18 protein-coding genes are annotated in these 16966 nt (G+C 32.6%); 8 read left to right on the top strand and 10 right to left on the bottom strand.

Features of this window, described 5'->3' with window-relative positions:
• Positions 1-3: 3 nt before the first annotated feature.
• From DFQ10_RS01905 to leuS, 6 genes are all read right to left on the bottom strand, one after another.
• Positions 4-711 (bottom strand): Bax inhibitor-1/YccA family protein, encoded by a 708-nt coding sequence (locus DFQ10_RS01905; protein ID WP_115815738.1) that lies wholly within the window; start codon positions 709-711, stop codon positions 4-6.
• A 109-nt stretch (positions 712-820) separates the two neighbouring features.
• Positions 821-1516, bottom strand: a complete 696-nt coding sequence (locus tag DFQ10_RS01910; protein WP_115816414.1) for a zinc metallopeptidase — start codon at positions 1514-1516, stop codon at positions 821-823.
• 118 nt (positions 1517-1634) lie between these two features.
• A complete protein-coding gene (gene ald, locus DFQ10_RS01915; protein WP_115815739.1) occupies positions 1635-2735 on the bottom strand; it encodes an alanine dehydrogenase in 1101 nt (366 codons plus the stop codon).
• 248 nt (positions 2736-2983) lie between these two features.
• Entirely contained in the window at positions 2984-3412 is a 429-nt protein-coding gene (locus DFQ10_RS01920) for a hypothetical protein (RefSeq protein WP_115815740.1), read from the bottom strand.
• 4 nt (positions 3413-3416) lie between these two features.
• Entirely contained in the window at positions 3417-4388 is a 972-nt protein-coding gene (locus tag DFQ10_RS01925) for a polysaccharide deacetylase family protein (protein ID WP_181897556.1), read from the bottom strand.
• Positions 4381-7263, bottom strand: a complete 2883-nt coding sequence (gene leuS / locus DFQ10_RS01930; RefSeq protein ID WP_115815742.1) for a leucine--tRNA ligase — start codon at positions 7261-7263, stop codon at positions 4381-4383. The genes DFQ10_RS01925 and leuS overlap by 8 nt, the downstream gene beginning before the upstream one ends.
• Before the next feature lie 126 nt (positions 7264-7389).
• On the opposite strand from leuS, the gene DFQ10_RS01935 reads away from it, so the two are divergent.
• From DFQ10_RS01935 to DFQ10_RS01960, 6 genes are all read left to right on the top strand, one after another.
• The gene (locus tag DFQ10_RS01935; RefSeq protein ID WP_115815743.1) at positions 7390-8268 is read left to right on the top strand and encodes a cell division protein FtsX; all 879 of its coding nucleotides are present in this window, start codon (positions 7390-7392) and stop codon (positions 8266-8268) included.
• An 18-nt stretch (positions 8269-8286) separates the two neighbouring features.
• Complete coding sequence (locus tag DFQ10_RS01940; RefSeq protein WP_115815744.1) at positions 8287-9312, top strand: peroxiredoxin family protein; 1026 nt, start codon at positions 8287-8289, stop codon at positions 9310-9312.
• 104 nt (positions 9313-9416) lie between these two features.
• On the top strand, positions 9417-9680 hold the full coding sequence (locus DFQ10_RS01945) for a DUF3098 domain-containing protein (protein WP_115815745.1): 264 nt from the start codon (positions 9417-9419) through the stop codon (positions 9678-9680).
• Between the two features lie 57 nt (positions 9681-9737).
• Entirely contained in the window at positions 9738-10541 is an 804-nt protein-coding gene (locus DFQ10_RS01950; RefSeq protein ID WP_115815746.1) for an undecaprenyl-diphosphate phosphatase, read from the top strand.
• The gene (truB, locus tag DFQ10_RS01955; protein WP_115815747.1) at positions 10541-11239 is read left to right on the top strand and encodes a tRNA pseudouridine(55) synthase TruB; all 699 of its coding nucleotides are present in this window, start codon (positions 10541-10543) and stop codon (positions 11237-11239) included. The genes DFQ10_RS01950 and truB overlap by 1 nt, the downstream gene beginning before the upstream one ends.
• A gap of 148 nt (positions 11240-11387) precedes the next feature.
• A complete protein-coding gene (locus tag DFQ10_RS01960; RefSeq protein WP_115815748.1) occupies positions 11388-12056 on the top strand; it encodes a hypothetical protein in 669 nt (222 codons plus the stop codon).
• A gap of 29 nt (positions 12057-12085) precedes the next feature.
• Here DFQ10_RS01960 and DFQ10_RS01965 read toward each other — a convergent pair whose 3' ends face one another.
• Complete coding sequence (locus DFQ10_RS01965) at positions 12086-12700, bottom strand: thioredoxin family protein (RefSeq protein ID WP_115815749.1); 615 nt, start codon at positions 12698-12700, stop codon at positions 12086-12088.
• A gap of 79 nt (positions 12701-12779) precedes the next feature.
• Between DFQ10_RS01965 and DFQ10_RS01970 the strand changes: the two genes are divergently transcribed.
• On the top strand, positions 12780-13343 hold the full coding sequence (locus DFQ10_RS01970; protein WP_115815750.1) for a DNA-3-methyladenine glycosylase I: 564 nt from the start codon (positions 12780-12782) through the stop codon (positions 13341-13343).
• On the opposite strand, the gene aat is transcribed toward DFQ10_RS01970, so the two are convergent.
• The 3 genes from aat to DFQ10_RS01985 all read right to left on the bottom strand — a co-directional run bounded on the left by aat (position 13324) and on the right by DFQ10_RS01985 (position 15532).
• Positions 13324-13962, bottom strand: a complete 639-nt coding sequence (gene aat / locus DFQ10_RS01975; RefSeq protein ID WP_115815751.1) for a leucyl/phenylalanyl-tRNA--protein transferase — start codon at positions 13960-13962, stop codon at positions 13324-13326. The two genes, DFQ10_RS01970 and aat, sit on opposite strands and share 20 nt — an antisense overlap.
• 276 nt (positions 13963-14238) lie before the next feature.
• Positions 14239-14616: a DUF3127 domain-containing protein gene (locus tag DFQ10_RS01980; RefSeq protein ID WP_115815752.1), complete on the bottom strand. Its 378-nt coding sequence runs from the start codon at positions 14614-14616 to the stop codon at positions 14239-14241.
• Between the two features lie 46 nt (positions 14617-14662).
• Positions 14663-15532 carry a flavin reductase family protein gene (locus tag DFQ10_RS01985; protein WP_115815753.1) on the bottom strand — a complete coding sequence of 290 codons (870 nt, stop codon included), beginning with the start codon at positions 15530-15532 and terminating at the stop codon, positions 14663-14665.
• Positions 15533-15743: 211 nt separating this feature from the next.
• On the opposite strand from DFQ10_RS01985, the gene DFQ10_RS01990 reads away from it, so the two are divergent.
• Entirely contained in the window at positions 15744-16904 is a 1161-nt protein-coding gene (locus DFQ10_RS01990; RefSeq protein ID WP_115815754.1) for a sensor histidine kinase, read from the top strand.
• The last annotated feature ends 62 nt before the right edge of the window (positions 16905-16966 follow it).

Here is a 16966-nt window from a genome sequence, read left to right on the forward strand (position 1 = left end):
AGATTAATCTCTAGACATAAAGATTCTAAGAATATACCAAAATAATAGCATTAACGATGCAAATAAACCTAATGCTGCTGGAATATAGTCTTCAACACCATATTTATTTATCAAATTAGAGGTCTGGTATAAAATTGAGCCGCCAGCTAATAGACACATACCTACTGAGAACCACAAGCCTAAGTCAAAACCAAATAGAGTACCAGCTACTATTAAACCAATAGCAATAAAGAAACCTATAGTTAACCCAGTTTTTAAGAACGAAAAATCTTTCTTGGTAAATATAACCACAGTAGATAAACCTGTAAATAATGCCAAGGTTACAATTGAGGCTTGATAAAGAGTTTCTGAACCAGAAGGACCCATTAGTGTTGTAACCATATATAACATTGGTACAAAGATTAAAGCTTCAAAAAATATATAAATACCATAGGCTAAATATTGTGTATTCTTATCAGAAGATTTCATAGCCATTCCTTCAGCATAGTTTGTCGCTAGCATAAACCCACCAAGTAACAATAACCATTTATAACCTTGGGTCATTGATAACATAAAATTCACTACAGTTTCACTTTGTAGTAAAAGGTATTCAAAAAGTACAAAAACTAAAACACCACCTGCAACATGCGAATAGGTTTTCTTATAAAAAGCAGCACGTTCTACTTCAGACAAGCTGTTAATCATTATTTTTTCTGGGAATTGATTTTCCATTTTAGATTTTAGAATTGGTTAGTTTAACTAATGTAAATATTTTCAGTTGTAATTCAAATAAAAAAAGCTCCGATTACTCAGAGCTTTAGTTGTATTTGTGTTTAAGTTATTAATCTCTACCTCCAAACACCTGAAGTGCCCAATATAATAAAGAGGCTAATGCACCAATAGCTGCAACTAAATATGTTCTGGCTGCCCATTTAAGTGCATCTTCAGAACCAGCATATTCTTCTGGTGTTACCATATTTTTATTCTTTAACCAAGCTAAAGCTCTGTTACTAGCATCGTACTCAACAGGTAATGTGATAAAGCTAAACAATGTAGCAAAGCCCATAAATACTAAGCCAGCAACCGCAACCCAAAAGCCTAATCCTACACCAGCAGCAGCTCCTAAAACTAAGCCACCTATAACTAACCATTGCGACATTCCAGATGTTACTTTTACAATTGGTACTAGCGCAGAACGCATACCTAAAGCACTATAGGCTTGTGCATGTTGTACTGCGTGACCACATTCGTGAGCAGCAACAGCAGCTGAAGCCGCATTACGTTTATTGTAAACGGATTCACTTAAGTTAACCGTTTTGTTTTTTGGATTATAATGATCTGTTAATTGTCCTGGTGTTGAAATAACTTCTACATCGTAAATACCATTGTCGGCTAGCATTTTCTCTGCAATTTCTCTACCAGACAAGCCGTTACGCAATTGTACCTTAGAGTACTTAGCGAATTTACGTTTAAGTTGACTACTTACTAACCAGCTTACTAAAGCAATAGCACCAATCAGTATGTAATATCCCATCATTCCACTCATAATTTGAATTTTTAATTTATGTAAATTTACTAAATGAATAGCAAATAGTGCGCCAAATTTGAGTTAAGAAAATTTGTCAGGATGTGTAGTCAGAGAAAATTACTCCTTGTTACATGGCATCTACAGACCAATTAAAGGCTTCTGCGATTTCTTCATATACAATTCTACCATTTACAATATTTAAACCTTTAGCTAGCATTTCATCTTTTTCACAAGCTTTTTCCCAACCTTGGTTGGCTAAACGCAGCACATAAGGTAAAGTGACATTTGTTAAGGCTAAAGTTGATGTGTATGGTACAGCTCCAGGCATATTTGCCACACAATAATGTACAACATCGTCAATTATATACGTTGGATCTTCATGTGTTGTTGCTTTAGTTGTTTCCATACATCCACCTTGATCTACAGCCACATCAACCAAAACGGTGCCTGGTCTCATGTCTTTAAGCATGTCTCTAGTAATTAATTTTGGTGCTTTTGCTCCTTTTAGTAAAACACCACCAACAATTAAATCGTGATCTTTAATGCGTTTTCTAATATTGTACTCACTTGAAAATTCAGTGACTACGTGGCTTGGCATTACGTCATTTACATATCGTAATTGTTTCATGTTAATATCCATAACAGTAACATGAGCACCTAAACCAGCAGCCATTTTTGCGGCTTGTATACCAACAACACCAGCACCTAAAATAAGTACGCGTCCTGGTGGAACTCCTGGAACTCCGCCTAATAACACTCCACGTCCTTTAATAGGTTTTTCTAAGTATTTGGCACCTTGTTGAATGGCCATTCTACCAGCAACTTCAGACATTGGTGTTAATAATGGTAAAGAGCCATCTTTATCTTCTACCGTTTCATAAGCAATACAAACGGCTTTACTTTTTAACATGGCTTTAGTTAGCGGTTCGCTAGAAGCAAAATGAAAATAAGTAAATACCACATGGTGCGATTGTATTAAAGGATACTCCTCAGCAATAGGTTCTTTAACTTTTACAATCATGTCACTAGACGCATAAACATCTTCTATGGTGTCTAAAATTATTCCACCAGCATTTATGTAATCTAAATCCAAAAATCCGCTGCCAAAACCAGCATCTTTTTGTACATAAACAATGTGTTTATTTTTAGTTAATTCGAAAACTCCAGCAGGTGTCATACCAACTCTGTTTTCATTGTTTTTAATTTCCTTTGGGACTCCGATTTTCATTTTTTAATGATTTATAAGATTAATAGCGTTTGGAAATTACTATTAATAAATCTATACAACCAAATTTGAAGTTGAAATTGAAATGATTTTTGCGGAATTACTATTTTATAGCTTTTATTTTGAAAATTTCTAAAATAAGTGCTGATTTTCAGATTGATATGATATTCGACGAATGTTTAATAGCTTCGGTAACCTGAAATGGCCTATAAAATGATTGAACGATTTTTTAATAAAATTGAAGTAAATAGTTACTTAATTTCTTCTATAACTTTAGCAACTTTTCCGTTTTTAAAATGAAGTATTAAATAGGCATCTTCTCCTCCAGAAAAAGTAGGTCTGTTGCCTAAATAATAACTAAAAAAAACTTTTTGTTCAGAGTCGTAATCTCCTGGTCGTCCCAGTAACGATTTAATTTCCTGACCTGTTTTGCCAATACACATTTCGCTATCAATAATGATATCTGCCAGTTTATAACGCTTTGCAGGTTCTTGTCTCCATAGTTCTTCATTAAAACTCGTATTAAATTCATGAGTAAAAATGGTAGCCAAAATAAATGCTGAAAAGAATATTAAGCCAACTTGATTAAAGACATTATTACGATAGTCAAAATAATCTTTAAGACCTTTCCGTTTCTTTTTAATCTTTGGTTCTTCTTGAGATGGTTTATCTAAATACATAACATTACTCTTTTGTGAGTTCAGAGTAATTTAAAAAATACGCTTCTTCGCAAGGTGTCATAGCATGCGGATAACTAGGAATAAGAATAATGCCTTTAGGTGTTAAATTCCAAGTTTTATATTGCCAGTAACTGCTATCAATAAAAGTTTCGCACTCTTCATCTTGTACGTCATTTTCAGATTCTTGATATTTACTTTTTAATTTCTGAAAAAAATTAACTTTTGGGTATAATGCTTCAATCTTATCTACAACCTCTAAAGTTTCGAGGTTAAAATTATAACCAACATTGCCATGAGAAGGATGCGCACCACCACAATAAACGCTGTAATATTTTAAGTAGCTTATAAATTTATCATTGACAAGGTTGATTTCGTATGAAATTTCAAACCAAGAACTACAATCTAAATTATCTTTAGCATCTTCCAAATGAATGGCGTCTAGAATAGGATTAAAAACAGCTCTTTGCTCTTTTGTAAATCCGTTACCTAATCTAAATAAGGGTAGTTTAGAATATTTTTCGTGAAACCAAACCAATTGTTTGTCCTTATAATTAGTAATGCTATCTTTAATAAAGGTGAGTTTAGGGTTTCTAAAATCTTCTAAAGGTTCTTGTTCTGTTTCGGTTAAAACGACTTTGTAAGTTTTATCTTTTAATTTAAAATTACCTACGAGTTGATTGCCTTTTTTTATTAATTCAAAAACTTCGTCTGCATCAATAACCTTTTCAGGCATAAAATAATAACCATCTATTAAAGTGATTTTATTTTTTTTGAAATCACCAGATATAGGAATACTTAAAAGTTTAGAATCGTAAAAATAATAGCCTTCTAATTCGCCAGAAGTGGAATCTTTTTCGTGAGGATAAACATTGACTTCTAAATGAATAGGGTAATCACCAATAGTACCAACATAACTTTGAGACCAACCTATAATTGGTAACAAAGTTATGATGATATATTTTAGTAGTTTACCCAACAATATTTACAATTTTACCAGGCACTACAATCACTTTTTTAGGTGTTCTACCATCTAATTGCGCTATAGTTTTCTCATGAGCCATTACTGTTTTTTCAATCTCGTCTTTAGGCATATCCATTGGCAATTCTAAGGTAAAACGCATTTTACCGTTAAAAGAGATTGGATATTTTTTGCTGCTTTCTACTAAATGACTGGCATCAAATGTTGGGAAAACTGCTGTTGATATAGATTCATTATGTCCTAATTGACTCCATAATTCTTCTGCAATATGCGGTGCATAAGGTGAAATTAAAACTAATAAAGGTTCTAATATCTCTTTACTTGTACATTTTTGAGCAGTTAACTCATTTACGGCAATCATAAAGGTAGAAACAGACGTATTGAAAGAGAAATTTTCAATGTCTTCTTGTACTTTCTTTATGGTTTTATGCAATGTTTTTAAGTTGTCTTTTGTTGGTTCAGCATCATTTACTTTTAAACCATTTTCACCAACATATAATTTCCACATTTTTTTAAGGAAATTATGTACTCCTGTAATACCGGCTGTATTCCAAGGTTTGTATTGCTCTAATGGTCCTAAGAACATTTCGTAAAGTCTTAAGCTGTCTGCTCCGTAATCTGCAACAATGTTATCTGGATTAACAACGTTGTATTTGGATTTGGACATTTTTTCTACTTCACGAAGAACAATAATTTTATCTTCTATGAATTTTGCATGTTTGAATTCTGCTCTCCAATTTCTAAACTTAGAAATGTCTAATTCATCAGATGCATTTACAAAATTTACATCTACATGTACTTTACTAAATGTGGGTGTTTCTGTTCCTGTAACAGCTAATATTCTTTTCGAAGCTTCTTCATTTGTTTGAGAATTTAAGAAAGCATCAAATAAATCTTTGGAAATAAAAACGTCTCTTCTTTCGTTAACTCTATAAACAAAAGCACTAGTCCCAAGAATCATTCCTTGGTTAATCAACTTTTTAAAAGGCTCTTCAACATTAACAAAACCTCTATCTTTTAATAATTTCACCCAAAAACGAGAGTAGAGTAGGTGACCTGTAGCATGTTCGCTACCACCAATGTATAAATCTACATTTTCCCAATACTTCAGTGCGTCTTCACTTGCAAAAACACCATCTCTATTAGCGGCATCTTCCATATAACGGAAGAAATACCAAGAACTTCCTGCCCAACCTGGCATGGTGTTTAGCTCTAGAGGGTGAATAGTTGTATGGTTTATCTTATCATTGGAAACCACAGTATTACTTTCAGTGTCCCAAGCCCAAACGTCTGCACGTCCTAAAGGTGGTTCGCCTTCTTCGGTTGGTAAATATTTTTCAACTTCTGGCAATACAATTGGTAAATGAGCTTTGTCTATCATTTGCGGCATGCCGTTAACGTAATAGACTGGGAATGGTTCTCCCCAATAACGTTGTCTAGAGAATACGGCATCACGCAAACGGTAATTGGTTTTGCCTTCACCTTGTCCTAATTGTTCTAATTGGTAAATAGCGAGTTTAGATGCTTTTTTATATGCTAATCCGTTTAAGAAATCACTATTTGCGATCTTTACATTGTCTTTAGAAGCATAAGCTTCTTCAGAAATATCAACACCTTCAAATATATTTGGAATGGCAATATCAAAATGTTTCGCAAAATCGTAATCACGTTGGTCACCACAAGGAACTGCCATAACTGCTCCTGTTCCGTAGCTTGCTAACACGTAATCGCCAATCCAAATTGGGATTGGTTCTTTAGAAAAAGGATGCTCAGCATAAGCGCCTGTAAATACACCAGAAATGGTTTTTACATCTGCCATACGATCGCGTTCGCTTCGCTTTGCTGTTTTTTCTATGTAAGCTTCAACGGCTTCTTTTTGTTCTGCTGTAGTTATTTGAGATACTAACTCATGTTCTGGTGCTAAGGTCATAAATGATACTCCGAAAATGGTATCAGGTCTTGTGGTGAAGACGTCGATGATGTCATCATGTCCATTCACATTAAAAGATACAGAAGCTCCAACCGATTTTCCAATCCAATTTTTTTGAATATCCTTTAAAGCATCTGTCCAATCAACTGTATCTAAACCTTGCAGTAAACGTTCAGCGTAAGCAGAAATTCGCATGCTCCATTGCGTCATTTTTTTACGCACAACAGGATGTCCACCACGTTCTGAAACACCATTTACTATTTCGTCATTAGCTAAAACGGTTCCTAATGCAGGACACCAGTTTACTTCTGTTTCAGCTAAATACGTTAATCTATATTTTAAGAGAATTTCTTGTTGTTGTTCTGATGAATAGTTATTCCAATCTTCAGCTGAAAAAGACTCAATATCATCATCACAAGCTGCATTTACTGTAGCATTTCCTTCAGAAGCAAACTTCTCAACTAACGTGTCAATATGTTCTGCTTTGTTAGAATCGTTATTATACCAAGATTCAAACAATTGAATAAAAATCCATTGTGTCCATTTGTAATATTCAGGATTTGATGTTCTTACTTCACGGCTCCAATCGAAAGAAAACCCAATTTGGTCAAGTTGACGACGGTACGTTTTTATGTTTGCTTCAGTAGTTACAGCAGGATGCTGACCTGTTTGAATCGCATATTGTTCTGCAGGCAATCCAAAACTATCATAGCCTTGAGGATGTAAGACGTTAAAACCTTTGTGACGTTTGTAACGTGCATAGATATCACTAGCAATATATCCTAATGGATGACCAACATGTAAACCTGCACCAGAAGGATAAGGAAACATATCTAATACGTAGTATTTTGGTTTGTCGCTTGTGTTTGAGGCTTTAAACGTTTGGTTTTTTGACCAATAGTCTTGCCACTTTTTTTCTATGGTGTTAAAATCGTATGTCATTGTCTTGTTTTCCTTGAAATAAGGCACAAATTTAAAGGTATTACAACACAATAAAAAACTAAACGTTGTATTGTTCTAAATAAGCAAATTCTTTTATATTTTTACAGCACTAATTAGTAGTAATCTATGGCATCATCTTTTGACAAATATCAAAAACGTAAACTGATATCTTCTTACGTATCTGTAGTGATTAGTATCGCTTTGGTATTGTTTCTTTTAGGCTGTTTAGGTCTTTTAGTCATTAACTCTAAAAAAGTCGCTGATCACTTTAAAGAACAAGTGGTAATGACCATTTATCTAAATGACACAGCGAAAGAAGTTGAAGTTAATCAGCTAAAAAAGAGTTTAGCGATGGCAGACTATACTAAAGATGCGCTTTACGTTTCTAAAGAAGAAGCTGCTGAATTTATGAAAGCCGAAACGGGTGAAGATTTTATGGATTTTGTGGGTTACAATCCATTGAAAAATTCAATTGATGTGCACTTAAAAGCCGATTTTGTTACTACAGAACAATTAACTGAAATCACTGAAAGCCTATCTAATAAAGCATTTATTGAAGAAATTAGATATGATAATGATTTGGTTGAATTAATGAATGATAACGTTAAAAAAATTACATTCTGGGTATTAATCATTAGCGCTTTGTTTACGTTAATTGCGGTATTATTGATTAATAGTTCTATTCGTTTAGCCGTTTATTCTAAGCGCTTTATTATAAAAACCATGCAAATGGTTGGAGCTACTAAAACTTTTATTCGCAGACCTTTTGTTTGGAAAAGTGTGCAATTAGGCATTATTGGTGCGTTAGTTGCTTTAGCAGGCATGGCTGTTGTTTTATATTATTTAGACATTACATTCCCAGAATTAGAGTTATTAAGAAATACGGTATTGATTGCTGCGCTTTTTGTTGGTATTTTCTTGTTAGGAATTCTTATAACTTGGATTAGTACATTTATTGCTACGCAACGTTTCTTAAACTTAAAAACAGATCAGTTGTATTATTAGGAATAGAACAATCAACAGATGAGAAATCTTTTTTCCTTCCTTCCTATAGCTTTTCTTTTGGTATTGAGTGGGTGTTCTAATGGCAAAAATACAAGTGCAAATAGTATTTCTATTGAAATATTAGGTAATGAACAACCAGACAGTATTAAAGTGGTAAGCTTCAATAATTCTGTAGGTTTAATTGCTAAATCAGGAAATCCATATCTTTTTAGTTTTAGTAAATCTATTAGTGATGCCTTTGTTATAGACGTTTATAAAAACGAAAAGACCTATTCAAAAAAACTATTTCTCGATGGTGAAAACTTAAAGGTTCAAGCAGAATTAATGTTTGAAAATTTAAAAATTGATTCTATTATTGGTTCAGATACATATAATAAATCTATTGCGTTTTATTCCAATTTAGATAGCTTAAACAGAAATAAGATTAATGATTTTGAAATCAATAAATTTTTATTAGCTAGTGTAAAAGAAAACCTTAATCATCCGTTTTCTTTTGAGATTAGTAATCAATATTTAGACAGAAATAAAAACTATAAATCTAGGTTGTTAGATCTAAAATCTATATTAGATGAACAATCGGACACTTTAAAATCTCACACACTTAGTGTTCATAGAGTATTAAAAGATTTGGTTAAAAACGAATATTTAGAGCTTTCTAAATTTGAATTTTATAATAGAAAAGGAAATGTTACTAAAGTAAATAGAGCGCAATCTGGAGATTATCTTTTAGATTTTTGGTTTGTGCAATGCCCTCCTTGTGCTCGCGATCATAAGAAAATCGTAAAACATTTAAATTTATTTAGCGATAATAATATAGAATTAATTGGTGTTTCTATTGATACAGAAAGCGATAAATGGCTTACCTATTTAGAATCGCACAATTATAATTGGCAAAATTATAGAGAATTAGGAGGTGATAAGGATCTTATTAATGCTTTGGATGTTTGGGAATTTCCAACATATATACTTATAAATCCTCAAGGTGAAATCATTACTAAGTTCTATTCATTTGAAGAAATACAGAACTATTATATTAAACAGTAGGGAGATAATCATCTTTTAAAGCTATTAAATTTACAAACTCTTAACGTTTCTATTACAAATAAAACTGTTACTTTGCATATTACTATAGTAAAGCAGAAATGACCATGGGAGAACAAAAACGTAAGGAAGAATCGAAGTCCGAATTTATTTTCGGAAAGAAAAATTATAAATTCTTATTTATAGGCTTGGCATTTATTGTTATTGGGTTTATCCTAATGGCAGGAGGCGGAAGCGACGATCCAAATGTTTTTGACGAATCTATCTACAGTTGGAGACGTATTCGTTTGGCACCAACTTTAGTCTTAATTGGTTTTGGTATTCAAGTTTATGCTATTCTTTTGAATCCAAATAAAGATTCCAAAAAATAATATTCATTTTACTTACTTTTGTGTCGTGTCATTACTCTAAAATGATACTTTTGCCTTATGGAAATCATTGATGCTATTATTTTAGGAATTATCCAAGGGCTCACCGAATTTTTACCCGTGTCCTCTAGTGGTCACTTAGAATTAGGTAAGGCTATTCTTGGAAGTGAAGCTATTCCTGAAGAAAGTTTAATGTTTACAGTTGTACTTCATTTTGCGACCGCTTTAAGTACTATGGTTATTTTTAGAAAAGATATCATTGAAATTTTTAAAGGCATTTTCAGTAGTCTTAAAAGTTTAAAATGGAATGAAGAATCTAAGTTTTCGCTTAAAATCATCGTTTCAATGATACCAGCAGTTATTATCGGTTATAAATACGAACGCGTTTTTGAGCAACTTTTTGGAAACAACATACTCTTAGTTGGAGCCATGCTTATTGTTACTGCATTATTATTGTTTTTAGCAGATAGAGCAAAGAAAACACATAAAAAAGTATCTTTAGCAGATGGTTTTATAATTGGTATTGCACAAGGTATTGCAATGCTTCCAGGCATTTCTAGGTCTGGTGCCACCATCTCAACATCTGTACTTTTAGGAATTGATAAAACCAAAGCCGCACGATTTTCTTTTTTAATGGTTGTTCCACTTATATTTGGTAAAATAGCTAAGGATATTTTGTCTGGAGAGTTAACCTATAGTAGCACAAGTTTTGGTTATTTAAGCGTAGGATTTATTGCTGCTTTTATATCAGGTTTATTTGCTTGTACTTGGATGATTGCTTTAGTGAAGAAAAGTAAATTAACTTATTTTGCTATCTACTGTGTTATCGTTGGAATAATAGCAATAATCTGGACTCAAATCTAATGCAAACTAAAGACGATTTTTTAAGTGGACAAGTCTTATTGATAGACAAACCTTTGACTTGGACATCTTTTCAGGCTGTAAATAAATTACGGTGGGAAATCCGTCATGCTTTCGATATTAAGAAAATTAAAGTTGGGCATGCTGGTACTTTAGATCCTTTAGCAACTGGCTTATTGGTGATTTGTACAGGGAAAATGACCAAGCAAATTAATATTTTTCAAGGACAAGAAAAAGAATATACTGGCACATTTACTTTGGGTGGAACAACACCTTCTTTCGATTTAGAAACAGAAGTAAATGAAACCTTTCCAACGGCACATATTACAGATGAATTAATCCACGCTACAACCCAACAATTTATAGGTCAAATAAATCAATTTCCACCAGTGTTTTCGGCTATTAAAAAAGATGGTAAGCGCTTGTATGAATTTGCTAGAGCAGGTGAGGAGGTTGAAATAAAATCGAGACAAGTAGAAATTACGGAATTTGAAATCACTCAAATTAATGCATTAGAATTGCATTTTAGAGTAGTATGTAGTAAAGGTACATACATTAGATCTTTGGCTAACGACTTCGGAAAAGCCTTAAATTCTGGAGCACATTTATCATCTTTACGCCGTACAAGAATTGGAGATTTTAAAGTTGAAAATGCATTAACACCTGAAGCTTTTATTGAAAGCTTACCTTCAAAAGATTGATTTAGTAAAGGTTTTGGGTTGCGGTTTAAACTATTTCTACGTTATATTCGTATATAGTAAACATCAATAAGCGTATTCTCTGAATTTTATAGAACAACATAAAGCCTTAATCATTACAATTCTTCTTGCAGGAATCGTGGTATTTGGTATGTTTAGTATTCAAATAAAACAACATCAAGATTTAATTACCGAGAGTTATTACCTGCTTGAGCCAGAGCCTGAAAAAACAGAAGAAGAACTTCAGAAACTAGAAGAAATAAACGGTAAGTCTACCAACAAAGCTTTTAATGAAGACGAAGAATACAAGGAAATGATGCGTAACTTTAAAACAGTTAGCGCAAATGATTTTGAACGGACTACCAAAGCCATAGAAGACGCAAAAACAAATGAAGAGGTATTGGACGAGACAAGTCTTAATAAATCTTATGATAATTCTGGTAATGCTTACGCTTTAAATTCTAAGGAAACAGAATCCTACAAAAAACTACAAGAACAATTAAATCAAAGTAAGAAAAACAAAAAACAAGCCGACGAGCACGCTAAAAATAAAGGAACACTAACATATTCTTTAAAAGGCAGAACTTTGGCCTATTACAAAATACCGCGTTATCTCTGCGAAGTTGGTGGAAAGATCGTAGTTAATATTAGAGTCGATGAAGAGGGAAATGTATTTGAAGCTTACGTTAATAGTTCATCTAACTCTAATAATAAATGCTTAACAGACCATGCTATTGCTTATGCTGAATCGGTTCAGTTTGATGCTTCAGACCGAACAGACCAATTAGGTTCAATTACATTTATGTTTAAAGGGAAATAGGATTTCAACTTCGTTTATTTGCCCACTTATTAATTTAGTAAACTAACAAGATCTTCAACTATAGATTGTCCTTTATCTTTATTATACCAGCGTTGTAAATCTTCTTTAAATTCTGGTGTTAGCATACCATGCTCCTCCTTATATGCCAATACCATATTAGTAGCAACAACTGGTCTTGGACCAAAGGTGTTTAGAACTTCAAGGGTCTCAGAATCGAGCATAATTAATTTAGGAATTGATTGACCTCCATTAGTTAAAAATTGGTTCATGAGAGCTTCATTTTCATCTCTTAAGACTATTTTATAATCAATGTTATCATTAAGCTCAGCCACTTTATTAATAATAGGCATAATGTGAGCAGCATCACCACACCAACTTTCAGAAATTACTAACCAAGTAACTTTTTTGTCAAAGTTTTTAATCTTGGTTTTCATGTCTTCAGCAACTTTACCCGTTTTATCCCAACGTCTCATGCGTCTGTCGTTAAGCTGAGTATATTCAACGAACGCTTCCGATTTGTCGTTACCAGTAGTTGATTTTTCTTCAACTAATTTTATAACTAAGTTTCTGTATTCAGAATAAGTCATACTATTATTTAGACTTTCTGAAATAATATCTTTTAACGTTAATGTGTCTGTTTCCATAGAACAAAAATATGATTCTATTGCCATTTATTATGCAACTGTTGTTACATTAGTAGCACAATATTAAATTCCTTACAAGATGAATAAAAACAGGTGTGGTTGGTGTGTTGGTAATGATTTATATGAAGCATATCACGATGAAGAATGGGGAGTTCCTGTTTATGATGATGCCACTTTGTTTGAGTTTTTAATTTTAGAAACTTTTCAAGCAGGTTTAAGTTGGATAACCATTCTAAAAAAGCGGGAGAACTTTAGAAAAGCTTTCGATAATTTCGATTATGAGAGAATCGCGAAATACAATGCTTCTAAAGTTGAAGCGTTATTACAAGATACTGGCATTGTAAGAAATAAATTAAAAGTGAATGCAACAATTACTAATGCGCAGGCTTTTATGAAAATTCAAGAGGATTTTGGGTCTTTTTCATCGTATATCTGGAATTTTGTAGATGGGAAACCCATAAAAAATAGTCTTAAAAATCATAAAGACGCTCCAGCAAATACACCTTTGAGTGATGCTATAAGCAAAGATTTAAAAAAACGTGGTTTTAAGTTTGTGGGTTCAACTGTTATTTATGCGCACATGCAAGCAACAGGAATGGTAAACGATCATGTGGAGTCTTGTTTTAGATACCACGAGGTGTAAGATATTTAATAAAATCTTTTCGTGTTATGTTTTTAGCGCCTAAACTTTCTAAATGTTTAGTGTGTAGTTGGCAATCGATGAGCTTATAATTAGAATTTTGGATGAATGTTATAAAGCCCACTTTACTAGCATTACTCACCTTAGCAAACATACTTTCACCACAAAAAACAGAGTCATTAATTTCTATACCATATAAACCACCAACCAATTCATCATCTTGCCAAACTTCGATTGATTTCGCATAACCTTGCAAGTGTAATTTGCAATAGGCTTCTATCATTTCTTCAGTGATCCAAGTGCCATCTTGATCGTTGCGTTTTGCGTTGGCGCAATTTTCTACAACGGCTTTAAAAGCTTTATTTACAGTGACTTTAAAATGGTCTTTTTTTAGAATTTGCCTCATGCTTTTGGATACTTTTAGATCTGTAGGAAGTAAAACAAACCTAGGATCTGGTGACCACCAAAGAATGGGTTCTTCATCTTGAAACCATGGAAATATACCTTTTGAGTAGGCATGCAATAAGCGTTCTGTAGACAAATCTCCTCCAATGGCTAAAAGTCCGTCAGCAGAGGCTTCAGACACATCAGGAAATTCGATTTTTTGAGTTAGAAACTGCATTAGAATGAATAAAGGTGAGATTGTATTAGTGAAATTAAGGCTTTTTTAGCTTTGATACTACAAGAATTTTAGTGATATTTGAGTTGACCTTTATAAATTAAATTTTTGTTCATCATTGCTTTTTTTTAATTTGTTTATAGAGGTCAAACCTAAAATCATTATTACTAAGTCCTGATTAACCATCAGGACTTTTTTTATTTTGTATGAAAAGTATAAATATAAAAAAAGACCTGTTTTAAATAAAACAAGTCTTTTTTTATCAATTTAATTAACGATTTAGAAAGGTAAATCGTCGTTATCACCTTCGTTTAAATCACTAACTGGCTCAAAAGCTTCTGTTGGTGGTACAGGAGGCATATCTCCACCTCCAGCTTGTGCTTGTACAGCTTCAATTCTCCAACCTTGAATAGAGTTAAAGTATTTAGTTTCTCCTTGTGGATTTACCCATTCTCTACCTCTTAAGTTGATGTTTATTTTTACTTGCTGACCTTCTTTGTAGCTGTTTAGTAAATCACACTTGTCTTGAACAAACTCTACCATAATATGTTGTGGGTATTGCTCTTCTGTAGTCACTACAACTTCTCTTTTTCTAAACCCATTACTCCCAAAAGTTTGAGTCTCTCCTACCATTTTAATACGTCCTTGTACTTCCATTTTTGCTTAATCTATAATTTATTATAATACTTAATTTTTTTTGAGACTACGAAAGTAATAACTTCCAAGCACTTTTTACGTCTCCAAAGCTCAAATAATTTCGAGCTAATTTATGTTTTTCTCTGTGCGATGCTGTTTTAATGTCTGGATAACGTTCACTAATATCTTCAACAAATTTATTCACTTCATCTTTACTAGGTAAGGCTTCTACATTACCTAACATACCAAGATTATTTCCAGTTAAAATCATGCTATTTTTTACATGGTCTGGCATATTATCTACACCAATTCCCATGGTTGCTAGTGGTTTAGGGATTTCAAAAAATCCTTTTTTAGCTCTACTATAATAGCTTCCACCGGCTCTTGCTACTAAATCTAAAGCTTCTTGGTTTATCGTTTGGTCGTCGTTTAAAACGTCTTCTGTAATGTGAAGTTTTACCACTTCACAAATCACTAAATTACCTGCACCTCCTTCAGTTCCTAGATGTACAATTTCAGTGACTTTACATTCTAATTGAATAGGAGATTCTGCTACTCTAAATGGCTTTATGAGATCTGACGGCAACATCGTTAAACCAGCTTTAGTAAACTCATTAACGTTTTCAGGATATTCTGTACTGGTTAAAGACATTTGATGAACCATGTCAAAATTCACAACATTAATAACCACTTCTTTGGTGGTTTCAACATTTTCTAATGTATGTTTTATAGTATTGTCCCTCACACGTCTGGCAGGTGAAAAAATTAAAATAGGTGGATTAGCACTAAACACATTAAAAAAGCTAAATGGTGACAAATTAGGATTTCCTTCTGCATCAATAGTACTAGCAAAGGCAATAGGCCTTGGTGCAATAGCACTTAATAAATAACTGTGTAAAATACCAGTTGTAAGATCTTTAGGTGTAAATGAAACCATGTAGTTGATTGATTTTCAACAAATATAATTATATTGAGTTGTCAACGAAAGTATTTTATACACAATAGCGTACAATATTATTAACAGTTTTGCATTATATTTAAAATTGAAACGAGTATTCTAAAAGTTTTATTACTTAAAGGAATTATTAATAACGAACAGCATGTGATTTAAAAATAATAATTAAAAACACATGAATTAAAACGAATCAATGACCGTTAGCTTAAACCGAAATTTAATCCGTTGGATTATCGTTGTCTCTTCCTTTATTATTATTTCTCTTATTCTTTGGAACACCTATACGTTTTTCCAGAATTTTAAGATGGAAGAACGTAATAAAATGAAAACTTGGACTTTTGCATATCCTGAATATTCTAAGTTTTTTTATCAAGATGATGCTGAATTAAATTTGGTTGCAGATAAAGTCGTTGCAGATACTACAGTTACAACTCCAATGCTACTTTTAGATGAAAATGATAGAATTTTAAGTCATAGAAATATTGATAGTACATTAATTAAAAGTCCTAAGGATATAGTAAAAACACTGAACGACTTAATGTCTCAGAACGATCCTATATCGGTAACTTTAAAGGATGATAAAAAAGGGAAATTGTACTATGGTAATTCTCCCTTATTAAATAAATTAAAATACTATCCTTTAGCTTTATTGTTAATTATATTACTTTTTGCAGCTGTCGTTTATTTCTTTTATCGAAGCTCAAAAATTGCTGACCAGAATAAACTTTGGACAGGAATGGCAAAGGAAACGGCACATCAAATAGGAACGCCTTTGTCTTCATTAGTGGGTTGGACAGAAATTTTGAAGACTGAAAATGTAAATCCAGAATATATTGTTGAAATAGAAAAAGATATTGACAGACTTCAAACTATAACCGAACGTTTTAGTAAAATTGGTTCTGCTCCAACTCTTAAAACAATGGATATTGTAGAGGTGACTAAATCATCTTATGAGTATCTTAAATTACGATCTTCTAAACTCATTAATTTTGAAATTATAATTCCTGAAACAGAAATACAAGTTAATTTAAATGAACAGCTTTTTAGTTGGACGATTGAGAATTTAGTAAAAAATGCCATTGATGCCATGAAAGGTAAGGGTGATTTAAAACTTGAGTTAACACAACTTGAAAACCAAGTATTCATTAATATTTCTGACACAGGAAAAGGAATCCCAAAATCTTCATTTGCTAAAATTTTTGAACCAGGTTATACCACAAAAAAACGTGGTTGGGGACTTGGACTCTCTTTAGCAAAACGTATTGTTGAAGACTACCATAATGGTAAAATAAAAGTGTTGACTTCAGAATTAGGAAAGGGGACAACAATACAAATTATATTAAAACAAGTTTAGATTTCATTTACGGGTAAAAAAGGGAATGTTGTTTCTCGTAAACAATAAGTTAGCTATTTTAT

Origin of the sequence: Winogradskyella eximia (genome assembly GCF_003386165.1) — a bacterium.
Classification (GTDB): domain Bacteria; phylum Bacteroidota; class Bacteroidia; order Flavobacteriales; family Flavobacteriaceae; genus Winogradskyella; species Winogradskyella eximia.

What these genes read in the sequence shown, in the direction of transcription:
- DFQ10_RS01940 (WP_115815744.1), top strand. Translation starts at nt 8,287, where the DNA reads ATGAGAAATCTTTTTTCCTTCCTTCCTATAGCTTTTCTTTTGGTATTG.
- DFQ10_RS01960 (WP_115815748.1), top strand. Translation starts at nt 11,388, where the DNA reads ATGTTTAGTATTCAAATAAAACAACATCAAGATTTAATTACCGAGAGT.
- DFQ10_RS01905 (WP_115815738.1), bottom strand. Translation starts at nt 711, where the DNA reads ATGGAAAATCAATTCCCAGAAAAAATAATGATTAACAGCTTGTCTGAA.
- DFQ10_RS01985 (WP_115815753.1), bottom strand. Translation starts at nt 15,532, where the DNA reads ATGGTTTCATTTACACCTAAAGATCTTACAACTGGTATTTTACACAGT.
- DFQ10_RS01980 (WP_115815752.1), bottom strand. Translation starts at nt 14,616, where the DNA reads ATGGAAGTACAAGGACGTATTAAAATGGTAGGAGAGACTCAAACTTTT.
- leuS (WP_115815742.1), bottom strand. Translation starts at nt 7,263, where the DNA reads ATGACATACGATTTTAACACCATAGAAAAAAAGTGGCAAGACTATTGG.
- DFQ10_RS01945 (WP_115815745.1), top strand. Translation starts at nt 9,417, where the DNA reads ATGGGAGAACAAAAACGTAAGGAAGAATCGAAGTCCGAATTTATTTTC.
- DFQ10_RS01970 (WP_115815750.1), top strand. Translation starts at nt 12,780, where the DNA reads ATGAATAAAAACAGGTGTGGTTGGTGTGTTGGTAATGATTTATATGAA.
- DFQ10_RS01950 (WP_115815746.1), top strand. Translation starts at nt 9,738, where the DNA reads ATGGAAATCATTGATGCTATTATTTTAGGAATTATCCAAGGGCTCACC.
- truB (WP_115815747.1), top strand. Translation starts at nt 10,541, where the DNA reads ATGCAAACTAAAGACGATTTTTTAAGTGGACAAGTCTTATTGATAGAC.
- ald (WP_115815739.1), bottom strand. Translation starts at nt 2,735, where the DNA reads ATGAAAATCGGAGTCCCAAAGGAAATTAAAAACAATGAAAACAGAGTT.
- DFQ10_RS01920 (WP_115815740.1), bottom strand. Translation starts at nt 3,412, where the DNA reads ATGTATTTAGATAAACCATCTCAAGAAGAACCAAAGATTAAAAAGAAA.
- aat (WP_115815751.1), bottom strand. Translation starts at nt 13,962, where the DNA reads ATGCAGTTTCTAACTCAAAAAATCGAATTTCCTGATGTGTCTGAAGCC.
- DFQ10_RS01990 (WP_115815754.1), top strand. Translation starts at nt 15,744, where the DNA reads ATGACCGTTAGCTTAAACCGAAATTTAATCCGTTGGATTATCGTTGTC.
- DFQ10_RS01910 (WP_115816414.1), bottom strand. Translation starts at nt 1,516, where the DNA reads ATGATGGGATATTACATACTGATTGGTGCTATTGCTTTAGTAAGCTGG.
- DFQ10_RS01965 (WP_115815749.1), bottom strand. Translation starts at nt 12,700, where the DNA reads ATGGAAACAGACACATTAACGTTAAAAGATATTATTTCAGAAAGTCTA.
- DFQ10_RS01935 (WP_115815743.1), top strand. Translation starts at nt 7,390, where the DNA reads ATGGCATCATCTTTTGACAAATATCAAAAACGTAAACTGATATCTTCT.